Source organism: Spirosoma harenae, assembly GCF_054776975.1.
Genome location: NZ_BAAHBD010000031.1, coordinates 181,608 through 193,488, shown reverse-complemented (window position 1 = coordinate 193,488; position 11,881 = coordinate 181,608). Strand labels below are relative to the sequence as shown.

At 46.2% G+C, this 11,881-nt stretch carries 7 protein-coding genes; 5 read left to right on the top strand and 2 right to left on the bottom strand.

The window, feature by feature from the left end:
• Positions 1 to 2 precede the first annotated feature (2 nt).
• The 5 genes from ACYVE4_RS28505 (at position 3) to ACYVE4_RS28485 (ending at position 5,386) form a co-directional block, all read left to right on the top strand.
• Positions 3 to 590 (top strand): HD domain-containing protein, encoded by a 588-nt coding sequence (locus tag ACYVE4_RS28505; RefSeq protein WP_461043814.1) that lies wholly within the window; start codon positions 3 to 5, stop codon positions 588 to 590.
• 169 nt (positions 591 to 759) lie between these two features.
• On the top strand, positions 760 to 2,136 hold the full coding sequence (locus ACYVE4_RS28500; protein ID WP_461043813.1) for a DUF3748 domain-containing protein: 1,377 nt from the start codon (positions 760 to 762) through the stop codon (positions 2,134 to 2,136).
• A 341-nt stretch (positions 2,137 to 2,477) separates the two neighbouring features.
• Complete coding sequence (locus tag ACYVE4_RS28495) at positions 2,478 to 2,831, top strand: T9SS type A sorting domain-containing protein (RefSeq protein WP_461043812.1); 354 nt, start codon at positions 2,478 to 2,480, stop codon at positions 2,829 to 2,831.
• 155 nt (positions 2,832 to 2,986) lie between these two features.
• Positions 2,987 to 3,412, top strand: a complete 426-nt coding sequence (locus ACYVE4_RS28490; protein WP_461043811.1) for a PH domain-containing protein — start codon at positions 2,987 to 2,989, stop codon at positions 3,410 to 3,412.
• 1,362 nt (positions 3,413 to 4,774) lie between these two features.
• The gene (locus tag ACYVE4_RS28485) at positions 4,775 to 5,386 is read left to right on the top strand and encodes a hypothetical protein (RefSeq protein ID WP_461043810.1); all 612 of its coding nucleotides are present in this window, start codon (positions 4,775 to 4,777) and stop codon (positions 5,384 to 5,386) included.
• Positions 5,387 to 5,517: 131 nt separating this feature from the next.
• Here ACYVE4_RS28485 and ACYVE4_RS28480 read toward each other — a convergent pair whose 3' ends face one another.
• Both ACYVE4_RS28480 and ACYVE4_RS28475 read right to left on the bottom strand, forming a co-directional pair.
• Positions 5,518 to 7,482: a response regulator gene (locus tag ACYVE4_RS28480; protein WP_461043809.1), complete on the bottom strand. Its 1,965-nt coding sequence runs from the start codon at positions 7,480 to 7,482 to the stop codon at positions 5,518 to 5,520.
• Between the two features lie 148 nt (positions 7,483 to 7,630).
• The gene (locus ACYVE4_RS28475; RefSeq protein ID WP_461043808.1) at positions 7,631 to 11,704 is read right to left on the bottom strand and encodes a sensor histidine kinase; all 4,074 of its coding nucleotides are present in this window, start codon (positions 11,702 to 11,704) and stop codon (positions 7,631 to 7,633) included.
• Positions 11,705 to 11,881 lie beyond the last annotated feature (177 nt).

Here is an 11,881-nt window from a genome sequence, read left to right as displayed (position 1 = left end):
GTATGCAAACTCAACTTGCCTGTCAGTTCATACTAAATGCGTTGACAGCTCATCTGCCTCACCAGCTTACCTACCATAATATAGACCATACGTATGACGTAGTGAAGCAGGCCAACCGAATTGCCCGCGCCGAAGGTATTATCGATGACGAATTGTTGGCGCTAATACACACAGCAGCCTGCTACCACGATGCGGGTTTTCTGTATGTCTATGCCAATCACGAGGAGGAGAGCTGCCAGATTGCCACCCGTCACTTGCCAACGTTTGACTATTCTCCCTCGCAGATCGCACAGGTTTGCCAGCTTATCCGGGCGACCCGACTTCCGCAGGCTCCAACCACATTAGCAGAAGCCATTCTGTGCGATGCCGATCTGGACTACCTCGGCCGCGACGATTATGCGTCTATCAGTCAGTTACTGCTTACGGAATGGCTGACGTTCGGCTATCTGCCTGATCCTAGTCAGTGGCTTTCTATTCAGCGCTCGTTTCTAACGAAACACTCCTATTTCACCAGAACGAATCAACAACTTCGTGAACCCCGCAAACAGCAAACATTAACCAATCTCCAACCATCTTTTGTCCGTGTATAATGTACTTGTGATTGTCTGCGCACAGGTACATTGTATAAATAGCTGACATGACAACATTGCGAGCCGTTTTAACATTTTTCTAGTGAGAGGAGGTACGATTGGACTAGACATCAGTACTATGGCAGTAAACGGATGAGATAGTATCGTCAGAGTTACTAGTATGTATGTCATGCCCTCTCTTCAACACTTGATACCCGGTTGGCCGCTTTTTTTAGGACTTTTGCTGGCTGGCGAACGACAGACAATGCCGATTGAAACACAACTGACTTTCGAGGCCAAAGGCCATACGCTTAACAATAACCAGACATTTTCGCCAGACGATCGCTGGATTGTGTATGATACGCGCAATGTCGATACGGGTTTAGGCCAAACCCGTTCCATTGAGCTGGTCGATGTGAACACGAAAGAAATCAGGCAGCTTTATCAAACGCCCAATCAAACCGAATACGGGCCGGGAGCGGGCGCTGTTACGTTTTCACCTATAGAACCCAAAGTGCTGTTCTTACATGGGCTTAGGAATGCCGACGCTCAATACCCGTATTCCATGAGTCGGCGAACGGGCGTGCTGGTCGCTGTCGATCAGCCGCAGAAACCCCATTTTTTGGATGCCCGATGCCTTAAAACTCCGTTTGTGCCGGGTGCTTTACGCGGGGGAACGCATGCGCATCAGTGGAGTGCCGATGGACAGCGAATCAGTTTTACGTACAACGATGAAGTCATGGAGCGGCTCTCTCAGACAAATCCAGTTGTAAAAGATCTTCGGACGGTAGGCGTTTTAACCCAAGGTCATCCTGTAAACGTACACGATTCAAATGATGCCGACTGTTTTGATGGCGAATGGTTTGCTACGGTTATTGCTCAGGTAACCGAGCAACCTAAGGCTGGTAGCGACGAGATCGAGCGGGCTTTTGATGAAACCTGGATTGGTAACGATGGATATCGTAAAGCTGATGGGAGTAAACAAAAACGAGCCATAGCGTTTCAGGGTAATGTTCGGGATCAATCCAATCAGCTCCTAACGGAAGTGTTTGTCGTGGATTTGCCGGAAGATCTGACGCAGGCCAGCCCAGGCCGACCGCTGGAAGGTACAGCCACGAGCCGCCCAAATCCCCCCGCTGGCGTTACCCAGCGCCGGATTACTTTCACCAAACACGGCATTGAAGGTCCCCGGCACTGGTTACGAAGCTTGCCCGATGGTTCTCTCATCGGTTTCTTAGCGAAAGATGCTGCTGGACTGATTCAGCTCTTTGGGGTTTCGCCCAATGGTGGTCCGATCCGGCAATTGACTCATCAACCGTTCGCCATACAAACAACCTTCAATTTCAGTCCCGATGGGAAACAGGTTGCTTATGCGGCTGATAATAGCATTTTTGTGAGTGATCTGGCCAGTGGAAAGTTTCATCGGCTTACTCCCCGTTCGACCGATGAGCAGCGACCGATTAATGGTGTAGTATGGTCTAACAAAGGGGATCGAATCGTGTATAATCGCTACGTTTCAGCCGCTACCGGGCGTTACATTCAATTGTTTCAGCTAACGGGATTATAAATCTGTAATGCATGTCTGCTATCGACAGTGTACTGCTATTGAGGTTAAGGATATATTATAATAGTACAAAGTAAATTCGAAATAGTTATTCGATTGGTTATTGCGAAAGAATTCGGAAAATAGGATCTAAGAAAGGCATAGTTGATTAAAATAGTGAATTTATTTTGGTATATACTTCTGATAATTAATGCGTTGTGAGCGTATCTTGGTAGTTCATCCCTAAAAAGGCCGCATTCATCGGGCTAATAACGGCACTCGTCATTTTTGATTTTCTTATTTTTTATTTTGAGCGCAACTTTGTTTTGTTCAAATCAGAGAGTTAATCAAAACTAAATAAAGCCATGAAAAAAATACTTGCTTTCCTGTTAGGTCTGACCGTTACTACAGCATCTTTCGCTAATCCGATGAACCCTGCTGGTTCGGAAACGCGTGTGGTGATGACTAACAACCATAAAATTAAACTCTACATACAACCTATAGCTACTAAGGGCGAGCTTTCGATCCGGGATGCAAAAGGGCAAACGCTTTATCAGTCAATAGTAGCGCTTAAGAAAGGCTTGAGCCAGCAATTCGATTTGTCTAACCTGGGTACAGGCACTTACCAAATGACCCTGAAAACTGGTGGCCAGGTGGTGACGAAAACGTTTGTGGTGCAGGCTGATCCCGATACGAGCTTCATCATGCAGGAGTCCTAGTTAGTTGTGTAGGTGGTACGACTACTGTAAGAAAAGAGTCTAATTGATGAGCCGTCAATAAAGTACTTAAGATATTTATGCGTATTTTTACTCAAAAAATAGCTATTATCTTATAGTTCGTTAAATTGACTTATCCATCTATATAGCAACTTCTCATGAAAGTAAATCACCTACAAAAGTCATTTTTTGTTTTAGTATCTATAGGTAGTTTATTTCTGTCTGGTTGTGGTCACACGTCTGTTAGGCCCCATGTGGCCTCTGCTACAGTGGGAGCCTATCAACTAACCCAATACACAACAGAGAGCCTGGCGGATAATCAACCAAAGGGAACCATTCGCGTTGATGAACTTACAAGTGAAGTGATCAACATAACAATAACCGGCGCTGTAGGAAAAACTCCGTTTAACTACTTTTTTGAAAATGTAGATGTTGTTTTTAGCGGCCAGAATGCATTCGATCAGGATATGTATGTACTGCTGTATAACGACGAATACATAGGGCAGGCTGGTAGTGATGGACTTGGTCGTTTCATTGAAGTCTATCCCACAAGTCAGATTACCTTAAGAGCAGCAGAGTATTAGAACCACTCATTCTGTCTCTCAGCATCGTTCTGCCATCACTAGTGTTGGCTAGGTTAACATCGGTTTATGACAAAACAAGAACACCCCGGCCAGCAGTCGGGGTGTTCTTGTTTTGTGTCGACACTATGGATAGTGTTTCGATAGAAAATCTATATCAACCTTCAGTAACAAAAATGAAAATATACGTATCAAAAAGTAAAAAATGGCCTTTCGGTTTTTATTTAAATAGCTGATTGATAGCTGGTTAATGATTAATAGTAAATCATAATTAGTTGAACGGTTTTCGCAATGGCTATCGCGGCTGAACCCGCTAATTTTGGCTCACTGAATCGCTCGAGAGATTTCACAGAAGCCGTAACTTGAACTAAGCTGGAAGCAGAATACCAATCGTAACTTGAACTAAACTTGAAAGAGAGTACCTATCGTAACTTGAACTGAATTTAAAAGGAAGCGTACCGATTGTAACTTGAACTGAACTGAAAAAAGTGCCCCTGTAACTTGACCGATTTTGAGAAGAGTGTCTCGTAACTTGAACTGAATTTAGAAGAGAATACCGCCTGTAACTTGAACTGAAACGGAAAAAGTGTACCTACCGTAATTTGATTTTTAGCATAACCAGTTAGACTTGCTTCAGCAAACTTATTAGTAACCTTGAGGAAACAATGAACAGCCCGGTTCCGACTAGAATCGGGCTTTGTTTTATCCTGCGTGACAAAAAATCTGATCCCACTTTTCAGCATGTAAATAGCCCGAATCGGCCATCCAGACGTAATTGATTAATTAAAGTTCAAGTTAAGATTGTAATCATGCCCTTGCCTTTGGTAAGGGTTTTGTTTTGCTCAAATACGGGGAAAACCCCGTCTTCGCCTGACTCAGGATTCGCTACTTTTATACTATTCTCAAAAAGGACAAGCTACCACATTGATTACAATCCCTCCTGTGTACGTGAGGGATTTGTTTATCTGTATTGGTTTGAGAGTGAGTTGATTACTCTAAAAACAAACAGTGGCCTTTTGTCGTTTCTTGAGAAAATATGCGGTTGCACATCAACCAATGTCTAACCCATTTTTCAAGTTTACAAGTCTAGAACATACCCTTGCTGCTAGCGAGGGTTTTGTTTTGTAAATAGGTAGGTTTTGGCGAGTTCATCAATCTCCTCCAGTTGCTAATAAAGACTAGAAATATCGCCAAAGCTGCCAGTTATACATTCTGGCTGGTTTCGCGCGATAAAGGAGTCGACCTTTGTCCGGATAGCAAGCCTTAGTTCACGGATATGGCATTCGATTTCTGCCAGGAGTGTAAAGCCGTATTCGATGCTTGTATAAAAAGGTATAGAATTTTGATTAACTGAGTTTTCCAGCCATGAATACCAACCACCCGCTTGGGCTGCTACTAATAGCCAGCCTGTTTTCTATCAGTTCACTCGCGCAGACCTCTAGCTCATCCATTGATTATTTACAACTTCCTGGTCCGCTAAAGTTTGGCCAGACACCCTATTACTTAGCCTGGACGTCTCATCCGACATCTACTTATTATAAGCAGGAATACCTTACCAAAGGAGATGATCTTTCCCAGTTTAAGTCAATGCTTTTGCTCGATCTACTGACCGAACGCATTCCTGTAAAAGACGTCGTATCGAGCAAAGTTGCCGAACTTAGGAAACTAAAAACAACGAATCCGATGGTAAGCTATCAGGTCATTGAAAAGCCAGAGATGGGGGAATACGTACTTGATTTTCTACTAAGCCAGGCTACCCCTGATGGGAAATCGCTGAGTATTGTTGAGCGAAACGTATATCGATACAAACAACTGACCGACCCGTCTGGAAATAGAGGGATATTATTATTCGGCATTAGCCAACGTAGCTATGGAGCCAATACAAAAGTATTCCTGAGTACACTGAACCAAACGAAAGCTGATTTGCTGACTAAGGTTAATCAATTTGCAATGCCAGCAATAACGATTGCCAGGTAGCTAACTTAATGATGAAAACGACGGGGGCTAGAAAAATAGCCTACCCAGTCGGTTTCGGTATCAGTCTGGCTATAGTACGGTATGTTTTAAGACATAAATGAGACCAGTACCACCAACGGGAAATCAGTAAGTCAGCCCTGAACGTAATCTGTAGGTGTTTGGTGATAGAATTCTTTAAACAGCTTCGTGAAATACGATGGCGACTCAAACCCGACTTTGTAGGCTGTTTCCGATACATTGTGCCCCAATCGTAACAGATCAATCGCCCGACGAAGCCGATACTGTCGCATCACATCGTGGGGAGATAACTGTAATAAACTCTGCAACTTGCGATGCAATTTCCGGCGACTCATCGCTAACTCGCCTGCCAGCCACTCGACACTCAACGCCGAATCATCCAGTCGACCTTCCAGCAACTGATAGAATCGGGCCAGAAACTGTTCCTCAATTGTTTCTACTGGTGCCTGAACCGGAGCGGGCTGGGGTTGTGTGAGCTGACGAAGTAAGGATTCCCGCAGTTTAGCCTGTCGATTCAGGATATTTCGTAACCGTAGCCGCAATTCACTCATACTAAAAGGCTTGGTCAGGTAATCATCGACGCCCGAATTTAGTACCTCTAATCGCTTCGATGAATCATGACTCGCCGTCAGCAGAACAACTGGAATATGATCTGTTTCGGGATGATGCCGGAGTTGTTCGATCAGTTCATATCCATCCATACGCGGCATCATCAGGTCGGTCACGATAATATCGGGCAGTTCGTCTTTGGCTATTGCCCAGCCTTCATACCCGTTGCTGGCCGATCGGATTCGGAATGAATTGACCAATTCGTTGGTCATAAACTCCCGTAATTCCGTATTATCTTCCACAATCAGCAGTAAGGGGGCCGTATCCGACAGGCTGTACTCTGATTGTACTTCTTGAACGAAAGGCAATTCTGTTTCAACCAACCGGTCGAAAGAGACTGGTTTCAAGGCATGTGAATCCGGTTCGGGAGCTGCCTGTTGCACGGGGAGTTCCACTAAAAAGTGAGTTCCCTGGCCAGTTTCCTGAGGGAACACCTGAATCGTGCCGCCTAAGCGAATCACCAGTTCATAGACTAAAGCCAGCCCAATACCTGTCCCAGTGTGCGTCCGGTTCAGCGATTGATCTACCTGATAGAATCGATTGAAGATATAAGGAAGTTTATCCGCTGAAATGCCCATGCCGGTATCACTAACTAGCAGTTGAGCCGCAGTAGGCATTTTCCGTAGATGGACACTAATGCCCCCAGTTTGAGTAAATTTTATGGCATTCGATAGCAGATTATACAGGATTTTTTCCCACTTGTCGGCATCGAACAGATAGTTGCCAGCGGGTAAATCCGTCTGATAGGTTAACGAGAGTTTTTTAATGTCGGTTGACGGCCGGAATAACTCAACAATTTGGCCAACAAATTCGGGCAAATCGCCTACCTCGTTAACGAGCTCCATTTGCTTGGCTTCGAGCTTATTAATATCCAGTAGTTGATTGAACAACCTAAGTAACTGGCGGGCGTTGCGCTGTACGGTCGCTAATTGATGTTGATGGTTTGGGGGTAGTTCAGCGGTTTCCAGCAGATTATCCACGGGGGCAACAATCAGGGAAAGTGGCGTCCGAAGTTCATGGGTGACATTGGCGAAAAAGCGAGTTTTCATCTCGTCCATAGCTTTCAATTCAACCATTTCGCGGTGTTGAGCGGCCGAGTGAATGGCTTTATCCAGCGTTTTTTTGAGGTCGGAAAACTTGATCGGCTTGGTCAGAAAGTCGAATGCGCCTTCGTTCATGGCAGTACGAATATTAGCCATGTCGCCGTAGGCCGTGACAATAATCGTGCGCAACACAGGATTAACGAGCGGAACTTTAGTGAGAAGGGTCAACCCATCGATGCCGGGCATATTAATATCACTGAGCAGAACATCGATATCCGGTTGCTGTTCCAGCATGGTCAGCGCCTGTTGACCATCGTGGGCGAAAAAGAATTCGTAGGTTTTATTCTGGATTTGTTGGCGGAACTGTTGACGAAACAAATCTTCCAGATCTTTTTCGTCATCAGCGAGTAAGATTTTGGTTGTCATTAAGTAAGAAGTAAAGTCACGGTTATAGAGAGGTTAACAAAAATAATCGAGTTTATGAGCATGACAATAATTTCATGGATAACATCGAAAAATTTTGTTCGTGACTTCAACGTATTTCTTAATGAGGTGTTTGTGAAAGTATAGTAGTTTATGCAGGTAGTTGAATGACAAAGGTTGTTCCGTTGCCTTCTATGCTTTCTACTTTGAATGTACCGCTATGTCCTTTGGTAATAATGTCATAGGAAAGAGAGAGGCCTAAGCCAGTGCCTTCACCCGTAGGTTTAGTGGTGAAGAAGGGTTGGAAAATCTTGGCCTTTACCGAATCCGGAATACCTGTCCCGTTGTCTGATACACGAATCTCTACGGCATTTCGTAGCTGCCTGGTACTAACGGTAACTGTTGGTTGATAGTCAGGTTCGTTCGTTTTCTTTACCCGCTCTGAAACGGCATAAAACGCATTATTGTACAGGTTCAGTAAAACCCGACCAATCTCCTGGGGCACCATTACCACTGGCGCTAGAGTTCCATCAAATTCACTTACTAACCCACAGGTAAAGCGTTTGTCTTTCGCCCGTAGACCGTGATAGGCAATCTTGAGATATTCATCGGCTAGTGCGTTTGCATCGGTAGGACGTTTCTCGCTGGTTTCCGTACGAGAGTGTGCCAGCATGCCTTTAACAATGCTACTGGCACGGCCACCGTGGTGCGTGATTTTCTGCAGGTTACTAGTCAGGTCACCCAGGATTTCTTCAGCATACTTTTTCTCTGAATCAGGTAAGTTCTGAAACGGCCCTTCCTTTAATTCATCGATCAGTTCGGTTGATACTTCGGAGAAATTATTAACGAAGTTCAAGGGATTCTGAATTTCATGGGCAATACCGGCCGTTAGCTCGCCCAGACTGGCTAATTTTTCTTTTTGAATAAGTTGATCCTGGGTAGTTTTCAGTTCCGTTAGGGTCTGCTCGAGGTGATCCCGCTGGGCTTCGATTTCTTCTTTCTGCTCTTGAACTTCGTTCGTGCGCCGAGCTACTTTTTCCTCTAAAATACGGTTCTCCTGACGTAACACGCTTGAACGGTAATGAATAAACGTCCAGATGGCTCCGCTAATCAACAGCGCATACGCCATATAGGCCCACCAGGTTTGCCACCAGGGGGGAGAAATCGTTAGTTGAATACTCGTTCCTTTTTCATTCCAGACGCCATCAGCATTGGCCGCTTTGACATGAAAGGTATAAGTACCGGGCTGTAAATCCAGAAAGCGAGCTTGTCGGGTGGTTCCGATCGGCAACCAGGCTGTATCAAGCGGAGATAGTTTAAACGCATACTGCGATTCACTGCCTCGATTATAGTTGAGTGCTGCAAACTGGAAATTGAGGTCATTCTGGTCATGTGGCAGCGTAATATCGTCGGCCATTGAAACGTGAGTGGGCAGTTGACCGTCAGGGCTCAGCGTGGCCAGTTTGCCGTTGATGCTTAGGTCGGTCAGTATCACAGACGGAGTATACGTGTCGTTCTGTACCTGATCAGGATAAAAGGCATTGACTCCTTTTGAGCCCCAGAAATACAACTGGCCATCCTGAGCTTTAAACGAACCATCGGCAATACCACGTCCTTTTGCGGGAATGCCATTTTGATCCGTAAAAGACAGGAACTGCTCCGTTTTGGGGTTAAACCGACATAAACCGTTGTCGGTCATTAGCCAGAGCCAGCCCTGTTTATCGCGCTGAATCGCGCTAACCCGGTCGCCTGGTAAGCCATTCGTTGAATTATAACTGCGAATGCGCTTGCCCGTTTGGTCCAGCAATAATAAACCATTGGCATAATCACCGACCCACCAACCCCCGCTCGACTGATCCTCGAGCAGAGCCAGCACGCAGCTCGGACCGTTCAATTTAGTCATCCAGGTACTGAACCGGCCCGTTGCAGGATCGAGCATACAGACTCCGCCCGAATTAGATCCCGTCCAGATTCGCCCCTGCTTATCCTGTCGAATTGTAAAAAGTGTGTTATCCGACAGCCCTTCCCGCTGATATTTCCGGGCAATAAGCCGATCGAGCGCACTCCGCTCATCGGGGGTCACTTTTACGATCTGTACTCCCCAAAGATCGGCGTGTATTGGCGGGAACATCGGCCACGAACCGTAGTAAAATGCGTTATCAGAGCGGTAACGCAGTCGGTAACGACCGGCTGGCAACTGCAGCGTTTTGACTTCGATCCGCTGATCGGAGAAACTATCCGTTTTGCTGTTTTCGATCGTCATCTCCCAAACCGTCTTCCCGTTGGCGTCTTCAATCCAGCCATAATCCCACTTCACGTCGGCGCGCATACTTCCGCCGATCACTACGCAGAGGTCAGTTGGCGCGTTCAGAACGAAGGCAACCGTTTTATCGACCTTTCCCTGCGGATGAAGAATGTCGGCGATCCGACGTTGAGAAATAAGCAGTGGGGTAAGCGAAGCAAATAGGTCAGGCGAATAGGCATCGGCTGTTTTATGGAAATATTGGTAGCGTTGCTGATCGACATCGGCATGAACCAGTTCGGCATCAGTAACTACCCAAAGTGTACCATCGCTGGCAGGAAGTAGTCGGCGGATATATTGAAAACGCGATTCGTTCGGATTCTTTTTCAGGTCGGGGACAAAGCGAGTGAATTGGCCCGTTTTTCGGTCCATCTGATATAACCCGTTCGCACTTGTACCTACCCAAAAACGGCCTTTTGGGTCTTCGGCCAGCGCCCAAACTTCTCCTTTACCCAACGAATGTCTCGAGAGACTATCATGCCGATAATGCGTGTACAGGCCTGTTTTTTTGTCTAGTCGACTCAGGCCCTTATCCGTACCGAACCAGATGACGCCGGGTTCGGATGGAGCCTCGTAAACGGTTTTGACTTCATTACTTTGCAGACTATTGGAACTGCCAGCTTTGCTCGTGAGTAACGGAAAATGGGCCATTCGGCTTTGTTTGTTGAGACCCAATCCCCAACTACCAGCCCAAACTAACCCCGTTTTATCCACCAGAAACGAGAAGATTATGTTTCCCTGTAAGTTTTCCTCTCCACCAGCCAGATTATGCTCGTAACGGACAAAGCGATTGCTTTGTCGATGATACAGATTTATGCCGTTCCCAGCTACAAACCATATATCACCATTGGGCATTTCGTGGAGTCCCCTAACCAAATTCTTGCTGGGCGTAGTAGGGTCGTTGGGCCGCGAAACGTAATGCGTGAATTGACCCGTTTTGGGGTCGAAGCGGTCCACACTTTGCGGGTTGGGTACCCAAATTAGCCCATCCCGACTTCGAAAGAGCCAGGAAACCGAATCCGCTTGTAGACTAGCCGGATTGCGAGGATCATGTTTGAATTGGGTGAGTTGGCCAGTTTTTGGGTTAAGCCGAAACATCCCATTCACGTAACTGGACACATAAAGTTGATCGCCCACCGGTAGCACAAAGCCAGCCTTTTTAAACGCGTGAAGTATATCTGGTGATGCCTTTGGCTGAAAGCGGTTGAATTGAGCCGTTTTGGGGTCAAACCAGTGCAGTATATTCTCGGTTGCCCCTCTGGTGACGACCCAAATGGTGCCGTCTGGGGCTTCGGCAAAGGAAAACTTAAGCACATTGGCAGTGCTTGCATATACATTATCGCTGGCTAAACTATGAGTGTTCTTTTGATTATGGCGAAAGGATAGCCAGGTTTTGGTTTTAGGATCGAGCCGATCCAGTACATAGGTTTCAAAATCATTCTGAGCTGTAATGGTCCATATGTATCCCTGTTGGTCTTCATGGAGAAAGTCTATTCGGACTTCCTTGTCGGCTCGATTCGCTTTCGGTTGCGGATACTCGATAAATCGTCCGGTAGCTCGCTCAAAGCGAAAAAGGCTTTCGCAGCCAACCCATATGTCGCCGTTTCGATTCTCATGTAAGGCTCTTACCTGCCTTCCCTTCAAACTAAATGGTTGTCTGGGATCATATCGAAACGTAGTCATAGTAGTACCATCGTAGCGAACCAGTCCATTTTGCGTACCCAGCCACATCAGGCCTAAGTGATCCTGAAGTATAGACGTTACTGAGTTTTCCGGTAAGCCATCGGCTGTAGTCAGGTGCTCGAACCGGATACGGGGTACCGCCTGTCGTGTGGATGCTCCACTGGGTTGCTGGCCCAGCAACCCAGTGGATAGCATAGTAAGGCTTACCAGAAAGAGGAAAGATAAGCGGAGGTAACTCATGGCATGAATGGAAGAGGAAAGCGGTTGGCTAAACGCATAAAAGCCACTCAAAAATAAGTGGCTTCTACACAGCGGGGCTATATCGTTTGAGACAAAAACTGTAAGGTTTGAGACAGCTTTTGCGCCTTACCCCCAACCCCCTGAAGGGGGCTCTGCTTGAGTATTCTCGACTTAAGC

Bases quoted from the DNA above. Each gene is read 5' to 3' on its own strand.
- ACYVE4_RS28490 (WP_461043811.1), top strand. From the start codon at position 2,987: ATGAAAGTAAATCACCTACAAAAGTCATTTTTTGTTTTAGTATCTATA.
- ACYVE4_RS28480 (WP_461043809.1), bottom strand. From the start codon at position 7,482: ATGACAACCAAAATCTTACTCGCTGATGACGAAAAAGATCTGGAAGAT.
- ACYVE4_RS28475 (WP_461043808.1), bottom strand. From the start codon at position 11,704: ATGAGTTACCTCCGCTTATCTTTCCTCTTTCTGGTAAGCCTTACTATG.
- ACYVE4_RS28500 (WP_461043813.1), top strand. From the start codon at position 760: ATGCCCTCTCTTCAACACTTGATACCCGGTTGGCCGCTTTTTTTAGGA.
- ACYVE4_RS28505 (WP_461043814.1), top strand. From the start codon at position 3: ATGCAAACTCAACTTGCCTGTCAGTTCATACTAAATGCGTTGACAGCT.
- ACYVE4_RS28495 (WP_461043812.1), top strand. From the start codon at position 2,478: ATGAAAAAAATACTTGCTTTCCTGTTAGGTCTGACCGTTACTACAGCA.
- ACYVE4_RS28485 (WP_461043810.1), top strand. From the start codon at position 4,775: ATGAATACCAACCACCCGCTTGGGCTGCTACTAATAGCCAGCCTGTTT.